This is a genomic window from Streptomyces sp. IBSNAI002 (assembly GCF_052244475.1).
Taxonomy (GTDB): domain Bacteria; phylum Actinomycetota; class Actinomycetes; order Streptomycetales; family Streptomycetaceae; genus Streptomyces.
Map to the genome: position 1 here is coordinate 6,073,763 of NZ_JBQPXG010000002.1, position 25,658 is coordinate 6,099,420.

Here is a 25,658-nt window from a genome sequence, read left to right on the forward strand (position 1 = left end):
CCCCTGTCCAGCAAGCGGCAGCCGCCGCCGCGCCACCACCGGGGGTCGGCCGACCGGGTGACACCGGCCGGCCCACGGGTCAGCCGACCGGCTCCGGTACGGGGGCCGCGGCGCCCTCGTCGGCCCCCTCGTGCTTGCCGTACCAGGCGACCGCCACCGCGCCGGCCACCGCCAGCACGAAGCCGGAGACCGCCAGCCAGGCCAGCCCCGGCCGGGAGGCGTCACCGAGCCAGAGCACGCCGATCGCGCCCGGGAGGACCGTCTCGCCGACGACCAGGGCGGCGGTCGCGCCGTTCACCGAACCGATCTGGAGGGCGACCGTGTGCAGGTACATGCCGCCGAAGCCCGCCACGAGGATGGCGTACAGGGCCGGGTCGGCCAGCAGCGTGCCCAGGTCGAACGGGTCGACGCCGTCCAGGATCCGGACGCCGACGCCCAGTGCGCCGAAGCCCAGGCCCGACAGCAGACCCGCCAGGATCGCCGCGCCGCCGCCGAGGAGGCGTACGGCGACCGTGCCGCCCACCATCAGCAGCAGGGTGATGCCCAGCAGCCACCAGTGCGTGGACATCGGGGCGTGGTGGCCGCCCTCGTGGCCCGCGGCCGTCGCCAGCAGCACCAGCGCCGTGCAGACGACGCCGATGGAGGTCCACTCCTTGCGGCTCAGCCGGATGCCCAGCATCTTGACGCTGAGCACGGCCGTGATCACCAGGTTGGCGCTGATCACCGTCTGGGACAGGAACAGCGGCAGCAGGCGGGCCGCCAGCGCGCCCAGCCCGAAGCCCACGAAGTCCAGGATCGTGCCGACGATGAACTCCCAGGTCATCGCCGCCTTCGCGGTCGACGCCAGGTTGGGGCCGCCGTGCGCGGTGACCCCGGCGGCGGACGGGGACATCCGGGCGGCGCGGCGCGATCCGACGGCTTGCAGGACGGATCCCGTCCCGTAGCAGATGGACGCCGCGACAGCGGTCAGCAGGCCTATGAGCACCGAGGGCTCCGTTCACGTCTGGCAGGTAATGCGGTACCACTGCCAGACGTCAGAACGGGCCGGGAAGTTGCCTCCCGGTGTCAGGCCATTGACGCCAGCGCGTCCGGGACCTCGTCCACCGAGTCCACCAGCGCGATCCGGGACTCCATCGCCCGGCCGCGCGCCAGCGCCCGCAGCAGGGGCCAGGCGGGGAGGCGCTCGGTCCAGTGCGTCCGGTCGACCAGGACCATCGGCGCGGGCTCGCCCCGCGACGCGTAGTAGTTCGGCGTCGCGCTGTCGAAGACCTCCTGCACCGTGCCCGCCGCGCCCGGCAGGAACACCACGCCCGCCGTGGACCGGGCCAGCAGCCCGTCCTCGCGGGTGGCGTTCGCGAAGTACTTGCCGATGTGGGCCGCGAAGGCGTTCGGCGGCTCGTGCCCGTAGAACCAGGTCGGGATGCCCACCGAGTCGCCGCCGCCCGGCCACCGGTCCCGTACGGCGAACGCCGCCCGCGCCCAGTCGGAGACCGAGGGGGCGAAGGACGGGGCCTTGGCCAGCAGCTCCAGGGCCTCGCCGAGGGCCTCGTCCGGGGCGGGGGCCAGGTAGGCGCCGAGGTTGGCGGCCTCCATCGCGCCGGGTCCGCCGCCGGTGGCCACGGTGAGCCCGGACCGGGTCAGCGCGCGGCCGAGCTCCGCCGCGCCGCGGTACTCCGCACCGCCCCGGGACATGGCGTGGCCGCCCATGACGCCGACGACCCGGGCACCCTGGAGGTGCTCGTCGAGGGCGTCGGAGACGGCGTCGTCGTGGATGGACCGGAGCATCGAGGAGAAGATGTCGCCGTCGGCCTTGGTCTCCTGGAACCACGCGTAGGTCTGGGCGTCCGGGGTGGACTCGTACCCCGCGGGCAGCCCGGCGAACAGTTCCTCGGGCGTGTAGAGCAGGCCCCGGTAGGGGTTGAACGGCAGGTCGGGGACGGGCGGGAAGACCAGGGCGCCGTCCGCGCGGACCTTCACCGAGGCGTCCGGCTCCATCGCGCAGCCCAGGAACACGGCGGCCGAGGTGTCGGCGGACAGCAGCGCGAAGGTGCGCTCCAGCAGGTTGACCGAATGGATCCGGTAGCCGCTGAGCGAGCCGCGGGCCACGACCTGGTCGAATTCGGCGAGCGTCTCGATCTCGGTGTCGATGTATCCGTTGACCATTCGGCCCACCCTAAGGGCTGCTCGCGTCAGCGGGTCAGGGCCAGTGACGTCAGCTGCGCCACACCCCAGCTGAGGGGTACGCACACGGCCACCAGCGCCGTGGCCCGCAAACTCGCGGCCGTACGCAGCACCTTGGCCGGAGCTCCGAGGTCCGTCAGGGCCTCGCGCCCGGCGGCCCGGCTCTGCCGGGCCTCCACCACGGATGTGAGAAGGGTCGCGGCGGCGCACAGGGCGACCAGAGCGGCGGCCGGTCCGGTCAGCGGGCCGAGGGGGAGGAGCACACCGGCGTGGTCCCGCAGGGCCAGGGCGGTGAGGGCGCCCGCCCCGACGGCGCAGAGCACCCCGAGCGGCGGCCCGAGCCGGGGCGCCTCCTCCTGGAGGGTCCGCCCGGCCAGCAGCCGCGGCGCCCCGGGGCGCGCGGCCTGGACCAGCGTGCCGCAGGCGTAGGCCAGGCCGGGTCCGGCGAGGGCCAGGCCGGCGGCGGTCAGCGACCAGCCGGCCAGCATCCCAGGTCCCACCGGCCCGGCGTAGGCCTCGACCGCGAGGCCGCAGGCGGTGATCGCGATGCCCCACGGCAGCCCGGTCTGCGGGGCCAGGGGCCTGCGCCGGGGCAGGCTGAGGACGGCCGCCGACGCGGTCAGCGGGACCAGGACCAGCAGGGTGAGCGCGGCCGCCACGGGCAGCGGCTGGCCGGCGTGGAGCAGTGCGGCTCCGGCGCCGTCGAAGGGCAGCCCGGCCAGGTCCCCGCGCAGGTGCAGGAAGGCGCCCAGGGCGAGTGCGCTGCCGAGGCCGCACGCGACGGCGGTGGAGATCGCCGCGACCAGACCGAGCCGTACGGGTCCCAGCCCGGCGGCGTCCAGGCCCGCCCGGGGCCGGGTCGCCGGGTCGGTGCGGGCGACCGCGACGGCGAACTGGACGGTCGCGGCCAGCGGAACCAGGGCCCACAGCAGGCGAGGGAACGATCCGCCGGGACGGGCCACCGCCCCGGCGAGCACGTACAGGAGGAGGAACCCGGTGCCGGCCGAGGCGGCGGCGACGAGCAGCCGGCGCAGCTGGACCAGCGGCCGGGAGCCGCGGGCTAGGCGGAGAGCGAGCACGCGGCCTGCCCCTCCGTGGTCTCGGCCGCCGGGGGCCCCGGCGGACTCGGGGCGGCCCCGGCCGTGGCGGCGGGCCGGCCGTCGAGCAGCGGCACGCGGCGGTCGGCGACGGCCGCGGTGTCCTCGTCGTGGGTGGCCAGCACCACGGTGATCCCGTGCGAGCGGGCCGCGGTGGTGAGCGTACGGAGCAGCAGGGCGCGCTCGGCCCGGTGCAGCGGGGCCGTGGGCTCGTCGCCGAAGATCACCGCGGGCTCGTTGACCAGGGCCCGGGCCAGCGCGACCCGCTGGCATTCGGCCCGGTTGAGGGCGGTGGGGCGCTTGCGGGCGAAGCCGCCGATGTCCAGGCGCTCGAGCCATTCGCAGGCGGCGCGCTTGGCACTGCGGTGCGAGGCGCCGGCGAGCAGCAGCGGCAGGGCCGCGTTCTCCCACACCTTGAGCTCGGGCAGCAGCTGCGGCTCGGGGCCGATCCAGCCGAACCGGTCGCGGCGCAGCCGCTCGCGGGCCTGCACGCCCATGGTGTGGACGGGGACGCTGTTGAACCAGACCTCGCCCTGTTCGGGGCGCAGCTGTCCGGAGAGGCAGCGCAGCAGGGTGGTCTTGCCGCTGCCGCGCGGGCCGGTCAGGGCGAGGATCTCGCCCTGGCGGACCCCGACGGAGATCCCGATGAGTCCGGGGGACCCCCTGTGGGAGTAGTGAAGGGACCGAGCCCACAGGACATCATTGTCGGGTGGGGCGGTGTCCGGTGGAGCCACCATGGCGTACACCTCCGTCCGGGGGAACGAAGCGGAACCGGTTCGGTCACTGGCGCCGCAATGAGATGTAAAGAGATGAACGTCTTGGATGGTGACAGCACACGGCCCGGACCCCCTCGTTCTCACTCGAACGGGGGATCCGGGCCGTGTGATCGGACTATTTAAGCCCTGGTCCGGCGGCTGATCAGAGCTTGGTCCACGCCTCGGTGAGCACCGAGCGCAGGATGCCCTCGATCTCGTCGAAGGTGCCCTGGTCGGCGATCAGCGGCGGGGCCAGCTGGATGACCGGGTCCCCTCGGTCGTCGGCCCGGCAGTACAGGCCGTTCTCGAAGAGCGCCTTGGAGAGGAAGCCGTAGAGCACGCGCTCCGTCTCCTCGTCCGTGAAGGACTCCTTGGTGGCCTTGTCCTTGACGAGCTCGATGCCGTAGAAGAAGCCGTTGCCGCGGACGTCGCCGACGATCGGCAGGTCGTGCAGCTTCTTCAGCGTCGAGAAGAAGGCGTCCTCGTTGTCCAGCACGTGCTGGTTGAGGCCTTCCTTGTCGAAGATGTCGAGGTTGGCCAGCGCGACGGCCGAGGAGACCGGGTGGCCGCCGAAGGTGTAGCCGTGCAGGAAGGTGTTGTCGCCCTTGTAGAACGGCTCGGCGAGCTTGTCCGAGACGATGCAGGCACCGATCGGGGAGTAGCCCGAGGTCATGCCTTTGGCGCAGGTGATCATGTCCGGGACGTAGCCGAACTTGTCACAGGCGAACATCGTGCCCAGACGGCCGAAGGCGCAGATCGTCTCGTCGGAGACGAGCAGCACGTCGTACTCGTCGCAGATCTCGCGGACGCGCTGGAAGTAGCCGGGCGGCGGCGGGAAGCAGCCGCCGGCGTTCTGCACCGGCTCCAGGAAGACGGCGGCGACGGTGTCGGCACCCTCGAACAGGATCTCCTGCTCGATCTGGTCGGCGCACCAGCGGCCGAAGGCCTCGGGGTCGTCGCCGTAGATCGGGGCGCGGTAGATGTTGGTGTTCGGCACCTTGTGCGCGCCGGGGACCAGCGGCTCGAAGGGGGCCTTCAGGGCCGGCAGGCCCGTGATGGACAGGGCGCCCTGCGGGGTGCCGTGGTAGGCGACCGCACGCGAGATGACCTTGTACTTGGTGTGCTTGCCCTGGAGCTTGAAGTACTGCTTGGCGAGCTTCCAGGCCGTCTCGACGGCCTCGCCGCCACCGGTGGTGAAGAAGACCTTGTTCAGGTCGCCCGGGGCGTAGTCGGCGAGGCGCTCGGCGAGCTCCACGGCCTTGGGGTGCGCGTACGACCAGATGGGGAAGAACGCGAGTTCCTGGGCCTGCTTGTAGGCGACCTCGGCCAGTTCCTTGCGGCCGTGACCGGCGTTGACCACGAACAGGCCGGCGAGGCCGTCGAGGTAGCGCTTGCCCTTGTCGTCGAAGATGTAGGTGCCCTCACCACGCACGATGGTGGGCACGGGCGCGTTCTCGTAGGACGACATGCGGGTGAAGTGCATCCACAGGTGGTCGTACGCGGTTTTGGAGAGGTCCTGGCTCACGGGTTATCGAGTTCCCCACATGTAGGTCTGCTTCTTCAGCTTCAGGTAAACGAAGCTTTCGGTTGATCGCACGCCGGGGAGCGCGCGGATCTTCTTGTTGATCGTTTCGAGCAGGTGGTCGTCGTCCTCGCAGACGATCTCCACCATCAGGTCGAACGACCCTGCGGTCATCACCACGTACTCGCACTCGGCCATGGCGGTCAGGGCGTCCGCCACCGGGTCGAGGTCTCCCTCGACGTTGATGCCGACCATGGCCTGGCGTCGCAGGCCCACGGTGAGCGGGTCGGTGACGGCGACGATCTGCATGACGCCCTGGTCGAGCAGCTTCTGTACGCGCTGGCGCACGGCCGCTTCCGACAGGCCGACGGCCTTGCCGATCGCTGCGTAGGGACGACGGCCGTCCTCCTGCAGTTGCTCGATGATCGCCAGGGACACAGCATCGACCGAAGGGGACGGTTGTCTGTTCCTGGAATCTGCGCTTCGACTGACCACGACCACACTGTGCACGAGGAGTCGTCTGTTCCGCAAGACGGAATCGATGAAATCCGTCGTTTGACGACTCAGATCTCACTGATTTCGTAGTTCGTGGTGTCTGGCTCTGTCGAAAGCCTCCGCCAAGGGGCTACTCTTTGGGGATCGTCTCAATCGTTGGACATGTGATCAGGAGAGTGGCTGTAGTGACCACCGAACTGCGTCGTCTGCGCAACTACATCGGCGGAGAGTTCAAGGACGCCGCCGACGGGCGGACCACCGAGGTGGTCAACCCGGCCATCGGCGAGGCGTACGCCACCGCCCCCCTCTCGGGCCAGGCCGACGTCGACGCGGCCATGGCCGCCGCCGCGGCCGCCTTCCCCGGCTGGCGCGACACCACGCCCGCCGAACGGCAGAAGGCGCTGCTGAAGATCGCGGACGCCTTCGAGGCGCGCGCGGACGAGCTCGTCGCCGCGGAGTCGGAGAACACCGGCAAGCCGCTGGGCCTCACGGCCAGCGAGGAGCTGCCGCCGATGGTGGACCAGATCCGCTTCTTCGCCGGCGCCGCCCGGCTGCTCGAGGGCCGCTCGGCCGGTGAGTACATGGAGGGCATGACCTCGATCATCCGCCGCGAGCCGGTCGGCGTGTGCGCCCAGGTCGCGCCGTGGAACTACCCGATGATGATGGCCGTGTGGAAGTTCGCCCCGGCCATCGCCGCGGGCAACACCGTGGTGCTCAAGCCCTCGGACACCACCCCCGCCTCCACCGTCCTGATGGCGGAGATCATCGACTCGGTCCTGCCCAAGGGCGTCTTCAACGTCATCTGCGGTGACCGCGAGACCGGCAAGGCCATGGTCGAGCACAGCACCCCGGCGATGGCCTCCATCACCGGCTCCGTGCGCGCCGGCATGCAGGTGGCCGAGAGCGCCTCGAAGGACGTCAAGCGCGTCCACCTGGAGCTCGGCGGCAAGGCCCCGGTCGTGGTCTTCGAGGACGCCGACCTGGCCAAGGCCGTCGAGGACATCGCGGTCGCCGGTTACTTCAACGCCGGCCAGGACTGCACCGCCGCCACCCGCGTGCTCGTGCACGAGTCGATCCACGACGAGTTCGTCGCCGCGCTCGCCAAGGCCGCCGCCGACACCAAGACGGGCCTGCCGGACGACGAGGACGTGCTCTACGGTCCGCTGAACAACCCGAACCAGCTGAAGCAGGTCGCGGGCTTCATCGAGCGCCTGCCCGCCCACGCCAAGGTCGAGGCGGGCGGCCACCAGGTCGGCGAGAAGGGCTACTTCTACGCCCCGACCGTGGTCTCGGGCCTCAAGCAGGACGACGAGATCATCCAGAACGAGGTCTTCGGCCCCGTCATCACCGTCCAGTCCTTCACGGACGAGGCCCAGGCCGTGGCGTACGCGAACGGCGTCGAGTTCGCCCTCGCCTCCTCCGTGTGGACCAAGGACCACGGCCGCGCGATGCGGATGTCCAAGAACCTCGACTTCGGCTGCGTGTGGATCAACACCCACATCCCGCTCGTCGCCGAGATGCCGCACGGCGGCTTCAAGAAGTCCGGCTACGGCAAGGACCTCTCCGCCTACGGCTTCGAGGACTACACGCGCATCAAGCACGTGATGACCTCGCTCGACGGCTGACCGGTCGCATCGGTCAGAGCAGGCCGTTGACGGGGCGGGCGGTAGACAACATGTCTATTGCCCGCCCCTTCGCGTTTCCCCGACGCTGAGGCCATGCCTCAACTCGCCTTCTCCCGCCGCGCCGCACTGCGCGGCCTCGGTGCCACGGGCCTGCTGGCCGCCCTCGCCGGCTGCGGGGTACCCGCCGCCTACGTCCCCGAGGACCGGCGCGGAGGACTCGACCGGTCCGAGCGCGACCGGACCCTCTCCTTCTCCAATTGGCCGCTGTACATCGACACCGACGAGGAGGACGAGGAGAGCCGTCCGACGCTGGACGCCTTCTCGGAGCGGACGGGCATCGAGGTCCTGTACTCCGAGGAGATCAACGACAACGACGAGTTCTTCGGCAAGGTCAGCCCCGCCCTGATGAACCGCCAGGAGACGGGCCACGACCTGGTGGTGGTCAGCGACTGGATGGCCGCCCGCTTCGTCCACCTCGGCTGGGCCCAGAAGATGGACCGCTCGGCGCAGTCCAACGTGGACCGCTACCTGGACCCCCAGCTGCGTTCCCCCGCCTTCGACGAGGGCCGGCTGCACACCGTCCCCTGGCAGTCGGGGATCACCGGCATCGCCTACAACCGCAAGGCCCTGGGCCGGGAGATCAAGTCCGTGGGCGACCTGTGGCAGCCGGACCTCGCGGGCCGGGTCACCCTCTTCTCCGGCCTCGACGAGTCCTTCGCCCTCCTGATGCAGGGCGACGGCGTGGACGTCACCCGCTGGACGGAGTCCGACTTCCACCGGATGTGCGACCGGGTCGAGAGCATGGTGAGGAAGAAGCACATCCGCCGCTTCACCGGCAACGACTACACCTCCGACCTGAGCAAGGGCGACGTCCTGGCGTGCCAGGCCTACTCCGGCGACGCGATCCAGCTCCAGGCGGACAACCCCGACATCGAGTTCGTGGTCCCGGAGGAGGGGGCCGAGCTCTGGGCGGAGAGCCTCCTCGTGCCCAACCTGGCCCGGCACAAGGCGAATGCCGAGGCCCTGATCGACCACTACTACGACCCCGAGGTGGCCGCGGAGCTCGCCGCTTCCGTCAACTACGTCTGCCCCGTCCCGGCCGCCCGCGAGGTGCTGGCCGGCTCCGACGACGAGGAGACCGCCGAACTGGCCGAGAACCCGCTGATCTTCCCGGACGACGGGATGCGCGAGCGGCTGGTCGTCGCCCGGGACATCTCCTCGGCCGAACGCCGCCTCCTCGCCAGGCGCTGGAACGCGATCGTCGGACTCTGACCCCCGGTCGCCGCCCAAGCGGAATTGAACACGTTCAGGCAATTGCTTGAACGTGTTCAGAAAGCTGCGTAGGCTTCCTCCCATGAGCGAGAGAAGCGCCCTTCAGCGGCGGATCCGTGCCTGGTTGACCCTGTTCCTCGTCTGCCTCGTGCTCAGCGGCCTCACCGCCTTCCCCCTGGTCAGCGAACTCCGGTGGGCCAACGCCCTGGTGGAGAACGACTGGCTGCGCCGTGTCGGCGACGGCCTGGAGCGGGCCGACGCCGAGTACCCCTTCCTGCTGTACGGCACCGACTGGCTGGCCTTCGCCCACCTCGTCATCGCCGTCTTCTTCTACGGGGTGTACCGCGACCCCGTCCGCAACATCTGGATCGTCGAAGCGGGGATGATCGCCTGCGCCGGCGTGATCCCCCTGGCCCTGGTCTGCGGCCCGATCCGGGGGATCCCCGTCTGGTGGTCCGTCATCGACATGGCCTTCGGCGTCTTCGGAGTGCTCCCCCTGCTGCTCCTGCGCCGCATGATCAAGCGCCTGGAAGCCCTGCCGGCCACGCCCGCCGCACCCGCCGCACCCGCCGCGCCCCGGGTACCGGCCCCGGCCGCCGTCTGAGCCGGGCCGGGACCGTCGTGGGCGTGCGGGCGTCAGTGCGGCGCGGCCGGTACGCCGAGGCGCGACCGCACGGCGGTCAGCGCGTCCACGCGGTTCGTGGTGATCGAGTCGACGCCGGCCCCGACGAGCGCCCGCATCGTCCGCCGGGTGTCCGCGGTCCAGGCCGACACCAGCAGGCCGTCCCGGTGCAGCGCGTCCGTCAGCTCCCGGGTCACCAGACCGAAGCGGTAGTTGAGCCAGCGCGGGGCCACCGCGTCGATCAGCACCCGGCGCGGCGGTGACAGCGTGGTCCAGGTGAGCGCGATCTCCGCGCCCGGATCGGCGGCGCGGACCGCGAGCATGGTGTTCGGCCCGGCGCAGTAGAAGGTGCGCTCGCGCGCCCCGCACTCGCGGACATGGCCCACCACCGTCCGTACCGCCTCGTACGAGGCACCCGGCAGGTCGATCATCAGCCGACCCGCCCCCGCCGCCAGCACCGCCTCGCGCAGCGTCGGAATCCCGCCCCCGGTCAGCTCCTTGAGCTGCGGGGCCGTCACGGCGTCGAGCCGCACGGCATGGCCCCACAGCCGGTCCAGCGTCTCGTCGTGGAGCAGGACCGGCACCCCGTCGCGGGTCAGCCGTACGTCGATCTCGACCGCGTCCGCCCCGCGCGCGAACGCGGAGCGGATCGAGGCCAGGGTGTTCTCACGGACACGGTAGGGATCGCCGCGGTGGCCGACGGCAGTCAGGGTGCGCATGGCCCCATTCTCAGGGGCCGGCGCGTCCGGCGGGACGTCAGCGCGCGAGCCATTCGGCCGTGTACGCGTCGATCTCCGCCGTGATCCGCGCCTTGCCGGCCCCGTCCAGGAAGGAGGCCTCGACGGCGTTCCTGGCGAGCTGGGCCAGACCGCGCTCGTCGAGGTCGAGGAGGCGGGCCGCCACCGCGTACTCGTTGTTCAGGTCGGAGCCGAACATCGGCGGGTCGTCGCTGTTGATGGTGACGAGGACGCCCGCGGCCACCATCTCCTTGACGGGGTGCAGGTCCAGGTCGGTCACCGCGCGGGTGGCGATGTTGGAGGTCGGGCAGACCTCCAGCGCGATGCGGTGCTCGGCCAGGTAGGCGAGGAGCTCCGGGTCCTGGGTGGAGCTGGTGCCGTGGCCGATGCGCTCGGCGCCCAGCTCGCGGATGGCGTCCCACACCGTCTCGGGGCCGGTGGTCTCGCCGGCGTGCGGCACGCTGTGCAGGCCGGCTGCGCGTGCCCGGTCGAAGTACGGCTTGAACTGGGGGCGCGGCACGCCGATCTCGGGGCCGCCCAGGCCGAAGGAGACCAGGCCCTCGGGGCGCAGGTCGACGGCGAGCCGGGCGGTTTCGGCGGCGGCCTCCAGGCCGGCCTCGCCCGGGATGTCGAAGCACCAGCGCAGGATGACGCCGAGTTCGGCCTCGGCGGCCTTGCGGGCGTCCTCGATGGCCTCCATGAAGGCCTTCTCCTCGATGCCGCGGCGGGTGGAGGAGTAGGGGGTGATGGTCAGTTCGGCGTAGCGGATGTTCTGCCGGGCCATGTCGCGGGCCACCTCGAAGGTGAGGTGGCGTACGTCGTCGGGGGTGCGGACGAGGTCCACGACCGACAGGTAGACCTCGATGAAGTGAGCGAAGTCGGTGAAGGTGAAGTAGTCCGCGAGCGCCTCGGGATCGGTCGGGACCTTCGAGTCGGGGTGCCGGGAGGCGAGCTCGGCCACGATGCGCGGGGACGCCGAGCCGACGTGGTGGACGTGGAGTTCCGCCTTGGGCAGCCCCGCGATGAAGGGGTGCAGGTCGGTCATGGGGGTGCCTCCGGGAGGACGCGGGTGCGGTCAGGTCGGCCTTCATCGTAGGCACCCCCGTGACTGTCGGTGGCAGCGCTTAGCATGGCCGTACGAGAGGGGGGCGCCGCATGACCGACCAGAGCCCTGAGCCGAGGGACCCGTGGGCGCCGCCGGAGCGTCCTGCCGTGGACCTGGGCAAGCAGCAGGCCCAGCAGGCCGCGCCGGGAGTACCGGGCCCGCCGTCCGTGCACGACCAGCAGACGGTCGCCGGGATGCCGGGGGCCGGAGCACCGCAGCCCGCCGCGCAGCCCGCCGCCCCCCACCCCGCTGCGGCGCCGGCCCCGACGCCCGCCGTTTCGCCCGCGTACGGGTATCCGGCCCAGCCGGACCCGGGCGGCTACGGATATCCCGCCGCCCCGTCCGCCGTGCCGGGGTACGGCTACCCGGGCGACACGGGATACCAGGCCGTGCCCGGCTACCCCGGGTACCCGGGCCCCTCCGGATACCCGGGCACGTCCGGATACCCGCCGTACGCGACGCCGAAGAGCAACGGCTTCGGCGTCACCGCCCTGGTCCTCGGCATCCTCTCGGTCGTCGGCTGCATCACCAGCGTCCTGGCCATCGGGATCGGCATCGGGGCGGTCGTCTTCGGCGCCCTCGGCAAGGGCAAGGCCAGCCGCGGCGAGGCCGACAACGGCGGGATGGCCCTCGCCGGCATCATCCTCGGCGCGATCGGCATCGTGCTGGGTGCCCTGATGCTGCTGGCCATGTTCGCCCCGCTGCTGGACGGCGACTGGAGCGGCGACTCCCGCTTCGAGAGCCCGTACTCGGACTCCCGGGAGCGCGAGAAGATATGAGCCCCGGGCCCAGGCCCGGAGCTCAGGCGCCCGACTCCCAGGGCCAGTCGGCGTCCTGGCCGCGCTCGGTCAGCGACACCATGCGGAAGGCCGCGTCACCGAGCCCGCCGAAGGCGTGCCGGTTCGCGGAGCCGGACGGGGCGTGGCCCACCCGGTAGCCCGCCAGGTTCCAGGTGTACACGGGCACCGTCTGCGGAACCCCGGCCGTCGGGTCGCCGCCCTGGCCGTACGAGGCGGCCTGCTCGTCGGTGACGATCAGCACCCGGTCGTGGCCGCGGTAGTGCTCCTTGACGGCCTGGGCCGTGCAGGTACCGCCGAGGTTCCCGAACCGCCCCAGCACCTTCAGTACGGACTCGCCCGGTCCGGACGGCACCACCGCACTGGTCGTGCCGAACTGCACCAGGTCCGCCCGCTCGGCGCGCAGCGCGAGCGCCGCCCCGAACACGACCGCCGCGTCGGCCCGGTTGAGCTGCGAGCGGTCCGAGAGCGGGGACCACATGGAGCCGGACCGGTCCACGAGGACCAGCGTCCGCCCGGGCAGCGACGGCACGTTGGCCAGCGAGTGGCCGAGCGCCCGTTCCAGCGGATACGCCCAGCGCAGCGAGGGCGCGTGCTGGTGGGCGGCCAGGTAGCGGAAGGGGAACTGCCGCGACCGGGCGACGGTTTCGGGGTCGCAGACCTTCGCCGCGACGGCCGCGGCCACCTCGTCCGAGACGCCGGCCTGGTCGAAGTTGCGCAGGTTGCGCAGCAGGCCATCGCGCCCATGGACGGGATGACCGCCTCCCAGACGGCCGCGTCCATGGGCCCCTGCAGCCAGCCGGTCAGTGCCTCCCAGGTCATCCCGGCCCGCGCGAGCCGCTCGGCGCCGTCGGGCGCGGTGACCACACCGCGCCGCTCGGCGACCGGCAGCGCCATCAGCGCCCGGTGGGCGGCGAGGGTCCGGTTGCCGGCCGGCACCTCGGCGTCCTGGGGGTGGTGCCGGCGGTCCAGGGCGTGGCGGAACAGCTCGCCCTGCCAGGGTTTGGCCGGGTCGGGGGAGGCGTGCACGAGGTTGAGGACGTCGCCGAAGCGGTAGCTCCTGGAGTCGGTGTCGTACTTCAGCAGCGAGCTGCCGGAGTAGAGCCGGCGCACGGCGTCGGCGATGCCGCGCTTCACGGGCTTGGGCACGTTGCGGCCGTACGCCGCCGTCCAGTACGCCAGCAGTTCGCCGGGCTCGTCCGCGCGCCGCAGTACGGAGTCCACGACGCCGCGGTTCGAAGGCCCGTCGGCGGCGCCCGCGTCGAGGCGTGCCTTCACCTACTCGGCCGCGCCGACGAGCGAGGCCGTGCGCATGTTCGCCTCCCCGCGGAGCCAGCCCAGCAGGCCGGCCGTCCACGCGGGGTCCTCGACCGCGAGCCGCCGCACCAGGGCCGCGAAGCGTTCGTCACGGGCAGTGCCGCTCTCGTACGCGGTGCGCTGGGTCACGAAGTTGGCGACCGCCAGCAGGAACAGTTCGGAGCGCGGGTCGCGCAGGTGGCCCGGGCCGCCCTCGTGGGTGCGGGCGCGGCCGGCGGAGCGGACGGGCGAAGTGGGCGCGGCGGGCGCCGCCTTGGGCGCTCGGCGCAGGTTGAAACGAGCCATGTGAATCCCCCCGAATTCAAAGGAAAGCGGGGGAGGCGTGACATGGGGGATGCCCGAGATCGGAAGTCGGCGGCGGACCGTGTGCCCGGCGAGCCACCGTGCTGCTCCACCGGCCCGTTCCCTTGCGGGTGACGGGCCGGGTGGGATTCGAACCCACGACCTCCGGGTTCCCAGAAGGAGCCGTCGCCTGCGCACCGGGCATCCCCCACGCGTGCCTTCCGAGACCGAAGTGGCGGCGGCCCGGTGTCTTCGCGGAAGAAGGAGCCGCTGCCCGCGCACCGGGAGGTGCGTGACGTAGGTGTCCAGAGATCGAGTTCGGCGAAACCACGTGGTGCTCTGCCGACTGAGCTACACCGGCCCGAAGCCGGTGACGGGACTCGAACCCGCGACCGCCCCATTAACAGTGGAAGTAGGTCTCGCCCGCGCACCTGGACGAGGATCACGTGAGGCGGCGGGCCGGAGGCTCCGCCACGCAATTACGGTCAGCCCCGCCGCAGCCGTTCCCGGGCTTCCATCAGGGCGAAGCCCAGCAGGTTCAGGCCCCGCCAGCGGGCCGGGTCCAGGGCGCCTTCGTCGTCGGCGGCCAGGCCGATGCCCCAGACCCGGTCCAGGGGGCTCGCCTCGACCAGGACCCGGTCCCCGGTGGCCAGCAGGTAGGAGCGCAGCGCCGGGTCGGAGCCGAACTTGTGCACGCTGCCCTCCACGACCAGGGCGAACCGCTCCCGCTCCCACACGGCGTCGTCGAAGCCGCGCACGAGTCGTCCGGCGTTCTTCGCCTGGGCCGGAGTGGGGGCCGAGAGGGCCGCCCGCTCCGCGTCGGCGTCCTCGAAGAGGCGGGCCTTCCCGGCCATCATCCAGTGCTCGGCGGTGGCGTACCGGACATCACCCACAGTGAACTCGGCCGGCCACCACTGGCTCAGGCAGCTCGGGCCGAGGCTGCCGTCCGGCCGCGGGCGGTGTCCCCAGAAGGGCAGGAACTTCACTCGCTCACCACGGCTGACCTGCTTGATCAGCTTGTCGATCATCTCCATGCACGCGAGTCTGGCAGTCGCCACGGACAACTCGTACGGGATTTCGGGCGTGCCTCGACACTTGGTCGACCGAATCCGTCGCGTAATCAAAAGGCAACAACGGAATCACTTGGACAGGGGAGTCTCCTCTGCCAGGATCGGCACTCAATTCGAGCTGTAGCTCGAACTGTAGCTACGGAGAGCGTGAGAGCGTGATGGGCAACCGCTTCCAGGTCAAGGACCGCTTCGCGGACGGCGCGCAGTACATCGACGGGCAGCTCAGGTCCGGCACCTCGGGAAGGTCACACACCGTGGTCGACCCGGCCACCGGGGACGAGGTCCTCACCTACGAACTCGCGAGCACGGCGGACGTGGACGAGGCCGTCGCCGCCGCCAAGAGGGCCTTCCCGGGCTGGTCGGCCGCCACCCCTGGAGAGCGGTCGGACGCCCTGCACCGGCTGGCCGCCGTACTGGCCGAGCAGGCCGACGACTTCGCGTACGCCGAGTCCCTCCAGTGCGGGAAGCCGATCAAGCTGTCCACGGAGTTCGACGTCCCGGGGACCGTCGACAACACCGCCTTCTTCGCGGGCGCGGCCCGGCACCTCCAGGGGCAGGCGGCCGCCGAGTACTCGGGCGACCACACCTCGTACGTACGTCGTGAGGCCATCGGGGTCGTCGGCTCCATCGCGCCCTGGAACTATCCGCTCCAGATGGCCGCCTGGAAGATCCTCCCGGCCATCGCCGCGGGCAACACGATCGTCCTCAAGCCCGCCGAGCTCACCCCGCTGACCTCGCTGATGTTCGCGCAGGCCGCCAAGGAGGCGGGCCTGCCCGACGGCGTGGTCAACATCGTCACCGGCGCCGGACGCGAAGCCGGCGAGCACCTGGTCGGCCACCCCGACGTGGTCATGACCTCCTTCACCGGCTCCACCGCCGTCGGCATGCGCGTCGCCGAGATCGCCACCGCCACCGTCAAGCGGCTCCACCTGGAGCTCGGCGGCAAGGCCCCCTTCCTCGTCTTCGACGACGCCGACCTGGAGGCCGCCGCGCACGGCGCCGTCGCCGCCTCCCTCATCAACACCGGCCAGGACTGCACCGCCGCCACCCGTGCCTACGTCCAGCGCCCCCTCCACGACGCGTTCGTCGCCCGCGTCGCCGAGCTGATGGACACCGTCCGCGTCGGCGACCCGTTCGCGTCCACCACCGACCTCGGCCCGCTGGTCTCCCACGCCCAGCGCGACCGGGTCGCCGGCTTCGTCGAGCGGGCCCGCGCCTACGCCACCGTCGTCACCGGCGGCGAGATCCCCGGGGGCGAGCTCGCCGAAGGCGCCTACTACCGGCCCACCCTCATCTCCGGAGCCGCCCAGGACAGCGAAGTGGTCCAGTCCGAGATCTTCGGCCCGGTCCTCGTCGTCCTGCCCTTCGACACCGACGACGAGGGCATCGAGCTGGCCAACGACACCCCGTACGGGCTCGCCGCCTCCGCCTGGAGCCGCGACGTCTACCGCGCGAACCGCGCCACCCGCGAGATCAAGGCGGGCTGCGTCTGGGTCAACGACCACATCCCGATCATCAGCGAGATGCCCCACGGCGGCTACAAGGCCAGCGGCTTCGGAAAGGACATGTCGGCCTACTCCTTCGAGGAGTACACGCAGGTCAAGCATGTGATGTACGACAACACCGCGGTGGCCGAGAAGGACTGGCACCGCACGATCTTCGGGGACCGATAAGCCTCTGCCGCCCGACCGGCGGTACACCTCCCGAAAGGGCACAGCGCATGGAGCAGTTCGAGCCCGACCGCCTCTCGGCGGCGCAACTCGCCGCGATGCGGCGCAGCCTCACCAGCGGGCGCGGCGCCCTCACCCGCCGCTCGCTGCTGCGCGCCTCCGGAGTCGGAGCGCTCACCCTCGCAGGTCTGTCCGCCCTCGCCGGCTGCGGCATCCCGCCCGCGAAGCGCGAGGGTGACTCGGCCGTCGCGTCCGACGACCGCTCGGCGCAGGAGAAGGAGATCAACTTCTCCAACTGGACCGAGTACATGGACACCAGCGACGACGAGAAGACCCGGCCCACCCTGGAGGAGTTCACCAAACGGACCGGGATCGAGGTCAAGTACACCGAGGACATCAACGACAACGTCGAGTTCTTCGGAAAGATCCGCCCGCAGCTCGCCGCCGGCCAGGACACCGGCCGCGACCTGATCGTCGTCACCGACTGGCTCGCCGCGCGCATCATCCGCCTCGGCTGGGCGCAGCGGCTGGACCCCTCCCACCTGCCGCACGCCTACGCCAACCTGATCCCGCAGTTCCGCTCCCCCGACTGGGACCCGGGCCGCGCCTACAGCTACCCGTGGACCGGCATCGACACGGTCATCGCCTACAACACCAAGGCCACCGACGGGAAGAAGGTCGACTCCGTCACGCAGATGCTGGACGACCCCACCCTCAAGGGCCGGGTCGGCTTCCTCACCGAGATGCGCGACAGCGTGGGCATGACCCTGCTCGACCAGGGCAAGGACCCGGCGAACTTCACCACCGCCGACTTCGACGGCGCGATCGGCCGCCTGCAGAAGGGCGTGGACTCGAAGCAGATCCGCCGCTTCACCGGCAACGACTACACCGCGGACCTCGACAAGGGGGACCTCGCCGCCTGTCTGGCCTGGGCCGGCGACGTCATCCAGCTCCAGGCGGGCAACCCGGACATCCAGTACGCCATCCCCGCCCCCGGCTACATCACCTCCAGCGACAACCTGCTGGTCCCCGCCAAGGCCCGGCACAAGGCCAACGCGGAGAAGCTCATCGACTACTACTACGAGCCCCCGGTCGCCGCCCGGCTGGCCGCGTTCATCAGCTACGTCTGCCCGGTCGAGGGCGTCAAGGACGAGCTCGCCAAGATCGACCCCGCGCTCGCGGACAACCCGCTGATCGTCCCGGACAAGGCCATGTCCGCCAAGGCCCACGCCTTCCGCTCCCTGACCAGCGAAGAAGAGACGGCGTACGAGGAGAAGTTCGCCAAGCTCATCGGAGCCTGACGCCCCGCGGCGGCCGGCTCCGCCCGGCCCAGCCCCCTTGACCCTTCCCCCACCCAACCCCGGGACCCACCCATGACTGAGAAGACCGCGGGCGGCGACGTCCGCCTCGCCGGGATCAGCAAGCACTACGGCACCTTCACCGCCGTGCACCCGCTGGATCTCACCATTCCCCAGGGCTCCTTCTTCGCCCTGCTCGGCGCCTCGGGCTGCGGGAAGACCACCACTCTGCGCATGATCGCCGGCCTGGAGGAGCCCTCCACCGGCACCGTCAGCCTCGGTGACCGGGAGGTCACCCACCTGCCCCCGTACAAGCGCCCGGTCAACACGGTCTTCCAGAGCTACGCCCTCTTCCCGCACCTGAGCATCTACGAGAACGTCGCCTTCGGCCTGCGCCGCCGCGGCATCAAGTCGGTCAAGAAGCAGGTCGACGACATGCTGGAGCTGGTCCAGCTCGGCCAGTTCGCCCAGCGCAAGCCGCACCAGCTCTCCGGCGGCCAGCAGCAGCGCGTGGCCGTCGCCCGCGCCCTGATCAACCACCCCCAGGTGCTCCTCCTCGACGAGCCCCTCGGCGCGCTCGACCTCAAGCTGCGCCGCCAGATGCAGCTGGAGCTCAAGCGCATCCAGACCGAGGTCGGCATCACCTTCGTGCACGTCACGCACGACCAGGAGGAGGCCATGACGATGGCCGACACGGTCGCCGTGATGAACGGCGGCCGCGTCGAGCAGCTGGGCGCCCCCGCCGAGCTGTACGAGAACCCGGGCACCACCTTCGTCGCGAACTTCCTCGGCACCTCCAACCTCATCGAGGCCACCGTGGAGACCGCCGGCACCGGCGCCGCGGCCGGCTCCGGATCCGAGATCGTCGTGTCCGCCTCCGGCGCCACCCTCCGGCTGCCCGCCGCCCGCTGCGCGACCACCCCCCGTACGGGCGGAAAGCTCCTGGTCGGGGTGCGCCCCGAGAAGATCTCCCTGGTCCACGCGGACGAGGAGCACACCATCGCGACCGGCCGCAACAAGATCACCGGGCGGATCGCGGACTCCTCCTTCATCGGCGTCTCCACCCAGTACGTCATCGACAGCCAGGTCTGCCCCGAGCTGGAGGTGTACGCCCAGAACATCGAGCGGGACGGTCGCCTGGTGCCGGGCGCCGAGGTCGTCCTGCACTGGAACCCGGAGCACAGCTTCGGCCTCGACGCGGCCCAGGACATCGACGCGGGGATCGAGACGGTGGAGGAGAGCGCATGACGACCACCGCGGCGCCGCCCCAGGCGCCCGCCCCCACCGAACCCCCGGTCCACAAGCCGTCGGCGCGCAAGCGGCTCATCCCGTACTGGCTGCTGCTCCCCGGCATCCTGTGGCTGCTGGTGTTCTTCGTGCTGCCGATGGTCTACCAGGCCTCCACCTCGGTGCAGACCGGCTCGCTCGAAGAGGGCTTCCGGGTCACCTGGCACTTCCGGACCTACTGGGACGCCTTCACCGAGTACTACCCGCAGTTCCTGCGCTCCCTGCTCTACGCGGGCACCGCCACCCTGCTGTGCCTGCTGCTGGGCTATCCGCTGGCCTACCTGATCGCCTTCAAGGCGGGCCGCTGGCGCAATCTGCTGCTGGTCCTGGTCATCGCGCCGTTCTTCACCAGCTTCCTGATCCGCACCCTGGCCTGGAAGACGATCCTGGCCGACGGCGGCCCGGTGGTCGCCGTCCTCAACAACGTCGGCTTCCTCGACGTCACCAGCTGGCTCGGCCTCACCCAGGGCGACCGGGTCCTGGCCACGCCCCTCGCGGTCGTCTGCGGTCTGACGTACAACTTCCTCCCCTTCATGATCCTGCCGCTGTACTCCTCGCTGGAGCGCATCGACACCCGCCTCCACGAGGCGGCCGGGGACCTGTACGCCCGCCCCGCGACGGTCTTCCGGAAGGTGACCTTCCCGCTGTCCATGCCGGGCGTGGTCTCCGGGACCCTGCTCACCTTCATCCCGGCGAGCGGCGACTACGTGAACGCCGAACTGCTCGGCTCCACGGACACCCGGATGATCGGCAACGTCATCCAGTCGCAGTACCTGCGGATCCTGGACTATCCGACGGCGGCCGCGCTGTCCTTCATCCTCATGGCCATTGTGCTGATCATGGTCACCATCTACATCCGCCGAGCGGGGACGGAGGACCTGGTCTGATGCGTTGGCTTCGCCGCAACCTCGTAGTGATCGCCGGCCTCGGCACGCTCGCGTACATGATCCTGCCGAACGTGGTCGTGACGGTCTTCTCCTTCAACAACCCCACCGGGCGGTTCAACTACGCCTGGCAGGAGTTCTCGCTCGACGCGTGGAAGGACCCCTGCGGGGTCGCCGACCTCTGCGGCTCCCTCTCGCTCTCGCTCCAGATCGCCCTGTGGGCCACCATAGGCGCCACCGTCCTGGGCACCGCGATCGCCTTCGCGCTCGTCCGCTACCGCTTCCGGGCGCGCGGCGCGGTCAACTCGCTGATCTTCCTGCCCATGGCCATGCCCGAGATCGTGATGGCGGCCTCGCTGCTCGCGCTCTTCCTCAACATGGGCATCCAGCTGGGCTTCTGGACGATCCTGATCGCCCACGTCATGTTCTGCCTCAGCTTCGTCGTCGCCGCCGTCAAGGCGCGGGTCCTGTCCATGGACCCGCGGCTGGAGGAGGCCGCCCGCGACCTCTACGCCGGCCCGGTGCAGACCTTCGTACGGGTCACCCTGCCGATCGCGGCACCCGGCATCGCGGCGGGAGCGCTGCTCTCCTTCGCGCTCTCCTTCGACGACTTCATCATCACCAACTTCAACTCGGGCAACACCGTCACCTTCCCCATGTTCGTGTGGGGATCGGCCCAGCGCGGTACGCCCGTGCAGATCAACGTCATCGGCACGGCGATGTTCGTCATCGCCGTCCTGGTGGTCCTCGTCGGCCAGATGGTCGGCAACCGCCGCAAGAAGGCACAACCGAAGTAGACCCCTGTAGGGAGTTGGAAGCCATGGCCCCAGTCGCCATGCGTAGTGTTGCGAAATCCCTGTCCGGAGCCAAGCCCGTCTCGTACTGGCTGGACGACCCCGGCAAGCCCGCCGCGCAGCCGGCGCTCACCACCGGCGAGCGCTGCGACCTGCTGGTCATCGGCGGAGGCTACAGCGGACTGTGGACCGCGCTGCTCGCCAAGGAGCGCGACCCCGGCCGGGACGTGGTCCTGATCGAGAGCAAGGAGGCGGGCTGGGCCGCCTCCGGCCGCAACGGCGGCTTCTGCGCCGCCTCCCTCACCCACGGACTCGCCAACGGGATGGCCCGCTGGCCCGGCGAGCTCGCGAAGCTGGAGGAGTTGGGCGCCCGCAACCTCGACGCCATCGAGGAGGCCGTCGCCCGCTACGGCATCGACTGCGACTTCGAGCGCACCGGTGAGATCGACGTCGCCACCGAGCCCCACCAGGTCGAGGAGCTGCGCGAACTCCAGGAGGAGGCCCAGCGGCTCGGCCTGGCCGGCCGCTGCGAATGGCTCGACGGCGAGGCACTGCGCGCCGAGGTCGACTCCCCGACCTTCCTCGCGGGCCTCTGGGACCGCGACGGCGTCGCCATGCTCAACCCGGCCAGGCTCGCCTGGGGCCTCAAGCAGGCCTGTCTGGACCTCGGGGTGCGGATCTACGAGAACACCCGCGGCCTGAAGATGGCCTCGGCGGGGCGGGGGATGACCGTCCAGACCCCGTACGGCACGATCCTGGCGCGCCGGGTCGCCCTGGGCACCAACATCTTCCCCTCGCTCGTGCGCCGCATCCGCCCGTTCACCGTGCCGGTCTACGACTACGCGCTGATGAGCGAGCCGCTGGACGAGGCCCAGCTCGCCGCCATCGGCTGGAAGAACCGGCAGGGCCTGGGCGACAGCGCGAACCAGTTCCACTACTTCCGGATCACCAAGGACCACCGGATCCTGTGGGGCGGCTACGACGCGATCTACCCCTACCGCGGGAAGCTCGACTCCGAGTACGACCACCGCCCCGAGACCTACCTCAAGCTCGCGGAGCACTTCTTCACCGCCTTCCCGCAGCTGGAGGGACTGGGGTTCAGCCACGCGTGGGGCGGGGCGATCGACACCTGCTCGCGCTTCTCGGCCTTCTTCGGCACCGCGCACTCCGGGAAGGTGGCCTACGCCGCCGGCTACACCGGGCTCGGCGTGGGCGCCACCCGCTTCGGCGCGGACGTGATGCTGGACCTGCTCGACGGGGTGTCCACCGAGCGCACCCGGCTGGAGATGGTGAAGTCCAAGCCGATGCCGTTCCCGCCCGAGCCCTTCGCCTGGACCGGCATCACCCTGACCAAGTGGTCGCTGGCCCGCGCCGACAGCCACGGCGGGCGCCGCAACCTCTGGCTGCGCACGCTCGACCGGTTCGGCCTCGGTTTCGACAGCTGACCCTCCCGGACGCGCGCCCCCGGCGCACACCGCCGGGCCGCCGTGTGACCCGCTTCACCACCACGGAGTAACGGAACCCGCGTCATAGCTCCGCCCGGCCGCGCTCTCTCCCGGTGAGAACCCTTCACCGACACGAGACGAACGGAGGCCGGGCGATGACGACCCCGGGGGACAAGACGGCAGTGGAGTGGCTCGTATCGGTGGCGCCGGATCCCGACGCCAGCCGGTGGGAATGGGAGCGCAACCCCCTGGGGGTGGTCCTCCTGCCCGCCGGCCGGCGCTGGGACGTGCTGATCCTGCCCGGGGAACTGGGGCAGGCCACCCTCGACGTACTGAACCTGATCCTGGAGCGGCCCGGCCCGGTGCTCGCCGATTTCGGCGCCACGCGGCACAGCCGCACGGTCTTCGGCCGGCTGGGCTTCTTCGTGCCCCCGGGCACGGCGTCCCGCTGGGTCGGCACGGGCGTACGGGGAGCGGGGCGCGGGAGCTGGATCGTGGTCCCGTACCCCGGCCGGGCGACCGGCGGGGTGCGCTGGCTGGTGCTCCCCGACGGGCAGGGCACGCTCACCGATCCGGCCGTGCTGGAGCTCGCCATGCACGAGGCGGCCGCGCGCGTGGTGGCGGAGGAGGGACGGAAGCCTTGACAAGGGCATTGGTCTGGACCATCTTGGGCGCCTCCGGCCATCGCCGGACAGCGCCCCCAGATCCCCTCCATCCCCCCATGTCCCGGAGGCAGTTGTGCGCAGAGCCTGGTCCCTCCTTACGGCCGCCGCCCTGGCGGCGGCCGGCTTCCTCGCCGCGGGCCCGCCGGCCGCCGCGGCCGACGCCGACCTCGTACGCAACGGCGGCTTCGAAACCGGCCTCGACGGCTGGAGCTGCTCGGCGGGCAGCGGATCGGCCGTCACCACCCCCGTGCACGGCGGGAGTTCCGCCCTGAAGGCCACCCCGGCCGGACAGGACAACGCCCGCTGCTCCCAGACCGTCACCGTCAAGCCCGACTCGGCGTACACCCTGGCCGCCTGGGTGCAGGGCGCGTACGTGTACCTCGGCGCGACCGGGACCGGCACCACCGACGTGTCCACCTGGACCCAGACCCCCGGCGCGTGGAAGCAGCTGACGGCCGGCTTCCGCACCGGCCCGTCGACCACCTCCGTGACGGTGTACACGCACGGCTGGTACGGCCAGCCCGCCCACCTCACCGACGACCTCACCCTGGTCGGCCCCGACCCCGGCGGCCCCGGCCAGCCCCAGCCCCCGGCCGCCCCCACCGGCCTCGGCGCGAGCGCCACCTCCTCGTCCTCGGTCTCCCTGTCCTGGTCCCCGGTGTCCGGCGCCACCTCGTACACCGTCCACCGGGACGGCGCGGCGCCCCTGTCCGTCACCACCGCCTCGGCGGGCGTGACCGGCCTCGCCGCGTCCACGACGTACACCTTCCGGGTCAGCGCGGTGAACGCGGCGGGCGAGTCCCCCAAGAGCGCGCCCGTCTCCGTGACCACGACGGGCGGTGGCGGTGGCGGCGGTGGCGGCCTGCCCGCACACGCGCTGGTCGGCTACCTGCACGCGAGCTTCGCCAACGGCTCCGGATACGTGCGGATGGCGGACGTGCCCGCCTCCTGGGACGTGGTCAACCTGGCCTTCGGCGAACCGACTTCGGTGACCTCCGGCGACATCCGCTTCCAGCTCTGCCCGGTCGCCGAGTGCCCGAACGTCGAGACCCCGGCCGAGTTCAAGGCGGCCATCAAGGCCAAGCAGGCCGCGGGCAAGAAGGTGCTGATCTCGATCGGCGGCCAGAACGGCCAGGTGCAGCTCGCCACCACGGCCGCCCGCGACACCTTCGTCTCCTCCGTCGGCAGGATCATCGACGAGTACGGGCTCGACGGCCTCGACATCGACTTCGAGGGCCACTCCCTCTCGCTGGCCACCGGCGACACCGACTTCCGGGCGCCCACCACCCCCGTCATCGTCAACCTGATATCGGCCGTGAAGACCCTGAAGGCCAGGTACGGCCCGGACTTCGTCCTGACCATGGCCCCCGAGACCTTCTTCGTCCAGCTCGGCTACCAGTTCTACGGCTCCGGCCCGTGGGGCGGCCAGGACCCGCGCGCCGGCGCCTACCTGCCGGTCATCCACGCCCTGCGCGACGACCTCACCCTGCTCCACGTCCAGGACTACAACTCGGGTCCGATCATGGGCCTGGACAACCAGTACCACTCCATGGGCGGCGCCGACTTCCACATCGCCATGACCGACATGCTGCTCACCGGCTTCCCGGTCGCCGGGAACACCGCCCGCGTCTTCCCGCCGCTGCGTCCCGAGCAGGTGGCCATCGGCCTCCCGGCGACGACGAACGCGGGCAACGGCCACACTCCGCCCGCCGAGGTGAACAAGGCCCTGGACTGCCTGACGAAGAAGACGAACTGCGGTGCCTACCAGACGCACGGCACCTGGCCCGCCCTGCGCGGCCTGATGACGTGGTCGATCAACTGGGACCGCTTCGGAGGGTGGGAGTTCAGCCGGAACTTCGACGCGTACTTCCCGGCTTCCGCCGGCTGACCCACCCGACGCCGAGCAGCAGGGGCGCGCACATCAGCAGGCTGGCCAGTACGTCCAGCGGCCAGTGCCAGCCCCGCAGCACCAGCCCGGCGGCCGTCGCCCCCGTGAGGGCGAGGGCGGCGGCCGTCGGCCATGCCCGGCGGGTGTACGGGCGCACGAGCAGGGCCGCGCCGAGGTAGGCGACGGCCGCGGTGGCCGTGTGGCCCGAGGGGAAGTAACCGGCGGCCCAGGGCTCCAGGGGGCCCGGCCGGGCGGTCCACTGCTTGAACGGGATGACCAGGGCGGGCACCAGGGCCATCGCCAGCGCGGCGGCGCCGGCCGCCAGGCGACGGCCGCGCCAGGCGGCGTAGGCCATGGCCAGGGCGAGGACGGGCACGGCGACGGGGATGTTGCCGAGGTCCGAGAGGCGCTCGCTGACGGAGTCCGGGACCGTGCGGACCAGGGCGCGGCTCAGCGCGTGGTCCGGCGCCAGCAGCGGGCCGGAGACCAGCACCTGCCAGGTGATCAGGGCGAAGAGCAGGCCGCAGAGTGCGGCGGTGAGGAGAGGAGTGGCCGGCCGTCCCGGAACAGGGGGGATGGTTCCGGGACGGCCGCCCGGACCGGGTTGCCGCACGCCCCGGGGGGTTTGGGGCGGTCGGCTGTCCGATCGGTGAGGAGTGTGCGCGAACGCATGCCCGGTACGGTGCTGGGGAAGCCCGGTACCGGAATCGCCCTCGGTCGCCCGGGAGCGGGGTGTCTCACTCATCTGCAGAAACCGTACGGCAGCGAGAGGGGGGCCGACAGCAGGAACGCGCACCCGCCATCGGCCCCCCACACGTTCTTCACAGCGTCCGACCGTTACCGGCGGTAG

General features: G+C 71.4%; 22 protein-coding genes and 1 pseudogene. 12 read left to right on the forward strand and 11 right to left on the reverse strand.

What is annotated here, in order from left to right; all coding sequences use genetic code 11:
• Window positions 1-79: 79 nt before the first annotated feature.
• From ACTVZO_RS29320 to ACTVZO_RS29345, 6 genes are all read right to left on the reverse strand, one after another.
• Window positions 80-985, reverse strand: coding sequence for a hypothetical protein (locus ACTVZO_RS29320; protein ID WP_443301175.1), 906 nt, complete (start codon window positions 983-985; stop codon window positions 80-82).
• 80 nt (window positions 986-1,065) lie between these two features.
• Window positions 1,066-2,163 (reverse strand): LOG family protein, encoded by a 1,098-nt coding sequence (locus tag ACTVZO_RS29325; protein WP_443301176.1) that lies wholly within the window; start codon window positions 2,161-2,163, stop codon window positions 1,066-1,068.
• Window positions 2,164-2,189: 26 nt separating this feature from the next.
• Window positions 2,190-3,260, reverse strand: coding sequence for a hypothetical protein (locus ACTVZO_RS29330; RefSeq protein WP_443301177.1), 1,071 nt, complete (start codon window positions 3,258-3,260; stop codon window positions 2,190-2,192).
• Window positions 3,242-4,015 (reverse strand): ABC transporter ATP-binding protein, encoded by a 774-nt coding sequence (locus ACTVZO_RS29335; protein ID WP_443301178.1) that lies wholly within the window; start codon window positions 4,013-4,015, stop codon window positions 3,242-3,244. The genes ACTVZO_RS29330 and ACTVZO_RS29335 overlap by 19 nt, the downstream gene beginning before the upstream one ends.
• 181 nt (window positions 4,016-4,196) lie before the next feature.
• Complete coding sequence (locus ACTVZO_RS29340) at window positions 4,197-5,558, reverse strand: aspartate aminotransferase family protein (protein WP_384219693.1); 1,362 nt, start codon at window positions 5,556-5,558, stop codon at window positions 4,197-4,199.
• 3 nt (window positions 5,559-5,561) lie between these two features.
• Complete coding sequence (locus tag ACTVZO_RS29345; protein ID WP_069922162.1) at window positions 5,562-6,065, reverse strand: Lrp/AsnC family transcriptional regulator; 504 nt, start codon at window positions 6,063-6,065, stop codon at window positions 5,562-5,564.
• A 170-nt stretch (window positions 6,066-6,235) separates the two neighbouring features.
• Between ACTVZO_RS29345 and ACTVZO_RS29350 the strand changes: the two genes are divergently transcribed.
• From ACTVZO_RS29350 to ACTVZO_RS29360, 3 genes are all read left to right on the forward strand, one after another.
• Entirely contained in the window at window positions 6,236-7,675 is a 1,440-nt protein-coding gene (locus tag ACTVZO_RS29350) for a gamma-aminobutyraldehyde dehydrogenase (protein ID WP_443301179.1), read from the forward strand.
• Window positions 7,676-7,768: 93 nt separating this feature from the next.
• Window positions 7,769-8,947 (forward strand): ABC transporter substrate-binding protein, encoded by a 1,179-nt coding sequence (locus ACTVZO_RS29355; protein ID WP_443301180.1) that lies wholly within the window; start codon window positions 7,769-7,771, stop codon window positions 8,945-8,947.
• Window positions 8,948-9,029: 82 nt separating this feature from the next.
• Window positions 9,030-9,551 (forward strand): hypothetical protein, encoded by a 522-nt coding sequence (locus tag ACTVZO_RS29360; protein ID WP_443301181.1) that lies wholly within the window; start codon window positions 9,030-9,032, stop codon window positions 9,549-9,551.
• Window positions 9,552-9,583: 32 nt separating this feature from the next.
• Here the strand turns inward: ACTVZO_RS29360 and ACTVZO_RS29365 are convergent, their stop codons facing one another.
• Complete coding sequence (locus ACTVZO_RS29365; protein WP_443301182.1) at window positions 9,584-10,288, reverse strand: glycerophosphodiester phosphodiesterase; 705 nt, start codon at window positions 10,286-10,288, stop codon at window positions 9,584-9,586.
• A 37-nt stretch (window positions 10,289-10,325) separates the two neighbouring features.
• Window positions 10,326-11,351 (reverse strand): adenosine deaminase, encoded by a 1,026-nt coding sequence (locus ACTVZO_RS29370; RefSeq protein ID WP_443301183.1) that lies wholly within the window; start codon window positions 11,349-11,351, stop codon window positions 10,326-10,328.
• Between the two features lie 110 nt (window positions 11,352-11,461).
• Here ACTVZO_RS29370 and ACTVZO_RS29375 point away from each other — a divergent pair, with 110 nt between their 5' ends.
• Window positions 11,462-12,190, forward strand: a complete 729-nt coding sequence (locus ACTVZO_RS29375; RefSeq protein ID WP_443301184.1) for a DUF4190 domain-containing protein — start codon at window positions 11,462-11,464, stop codon at window positions 12,188-12,190.
• 22 nt (window positions 12,191-12,212) lie between these two features.
• Here ACTVZO_RS29375 and ACTVZO_RS29380 read toward each other — a convergent pair.
• Both ACTVZO_RS29380 and ACTVZO_RS29385 read right to left on the reverse strand, forming a co-directional pair.
• A pseudogene (locus ACTVZO_RS29380) lies at window positions 12,213-13,810 on the reverse strand (TROVE domain-containing protein).
• 482 nt (window positions 13,811-14,292) lie between these two features.
• A complete protein-coding gene (locus ACTVZO_RS29385) occupies window positions 14,293-14,841 on the reverse strand; it encodes an NADAR family protein (protein WP_443301185.1) in 549 nt (182 codons plus the stop codon).
• Between the two features lie 194 nt (window positions 14,842-15,035).
• Between ACTVZO_RS29385 and ACTVZO_RS29390 the strand changes: the two genes are divergently transcribed.
• The 8 genes from ACTVZO_RS29390 to ACTVZO_RS29425 all read left to right on the forward strand — a co-directional run bounded on the left by ACTVZO_RS29390 (window position 15,036) and on the right by ACTVZO_RS29425 (window position 24,808).
• Window positions 15,036-16,550 carry a gamma-aminobutyraldehyde dehydrogenase gene (locus ACTVZO_RS29390; RefSeq protein ID WP_443303303.1) on the forward strand — a complete coding sequence of 505 codons (1,515 nt, stop codon included), beginning with the start codon at window positions 15,036-15,038 and terminating at the stop codon, window positions 16,548-16,550.
• Between the two features lie 47 nt (window positions 16,551-16,597).
• Window positions 16,598-17,848, forward strand: a complete 1,251-nt coding sequence (locus ACTVZO_RS29395) for a polyamine ABC transporter substrate-binding protein (protein ID WP_443301186.1) — start codon at window positions 16,598-16,600, stop codon at window positions 17,846-17,848.
• Window positions 17,849-17,920: 72 nt separating this feature from the next.
• Complete coding sequence (locus tag ACTVZO_RS29400) at window positions 17,921-19,093, forward strand: ABC transporter ATP-binding protein (protein WP_443301187.1); 1,173 nt, start codon at window positions 17,921-17,923, stop codon at window positions 19,091-19,093.
• Window positions 19,090-20,019 carry an ABC transporter permease gene (locus ACTVZO_RS29405; RefSeq protein WP_443301188.1) on the forward strand — a complete coding sequence of 310 codons (930 nt, stop codon included), beginning with the start codon at window positions 19,090-19,092 and terminating at the stop codon, window positions 20,017-20,019. Before ACTVZO_RS29400 ends, ACTVZO_RS29405 begins: the two co-directional genes overlap by 4 nt.
• Window positions 20,019-20,813: an ABC transporter permease gene (locus ACTVZO_RS29410; protein WP_443301189.1), complete on the forward strand. Its 795-nt coding sequence runs from the start codon at window positions 20,019-20,021 to the stop codon at window positions 20,811-20,813. Before ACTVZO_RS29405 ends, ACTVZO_RS29410 begins: the two co-directional genes overlap by 1 nt.
• Before the next feature lie 23 nt (window positions 20,814-20,836).
• Window positions 20,837-22,255 carry an NAD(P)/FAD-dependent oxidoreductase gene (locus ACTVZO_RS29415; protein WP_443301190.1) on the forward strand — a complete coding sequence of 473 codons (1,419 nt, stop codon included), beginning with the start codon at window positions 20,837-20,839 and terminating at the stop codon, window positions 22,253-22,255.
• 155 nt (window positions 22,256-22,410) lie between these two features.
• Window positions 22,411-22,899 (forward strand): hypothetical protein, encoded by a 489-nt coding sequence (locus tag ACTVZO_RS29420; protein WP_443301191.1) that lies wholly within the window; start codon window positions 22,411-22,413, stop codon window positions 22,897-22,899.
• 94 nt (window positions 22,900-22,993) lie between these two features.
• On the forward strand, window positions 22,994-24,808 hold the full coding sequence (locus ACTVZO_RS29425; RefSeq protein WP_443301192.1) for a chitinase: 1,815 nt from the start codon (window positions 22,994-22,996) through the stop codon (window positions 24,806-24,808).
• Here ACTVZO_RS29425 and ACTVZO_RS29430 read toward each other — a convergent pair.
• Window positions 24,765-25,553, reverse strand: a complete 789-nt coding sequence (locus tag ACTVZO_RS29430) for a phosphatase PAP2 family protein (RefSeq protein ID WP_443301193.1) — start codon at window positions 25,551-25,553, stop codon at window positions 24,765-24,767. The genes ACTVZO_RS29425 and ACTVZO_RS29430 overlap by 44 nt on opposite strands.
• Between the last annotated feature and the right edge of the window lie 105 nt (window positions 25,554-25,658).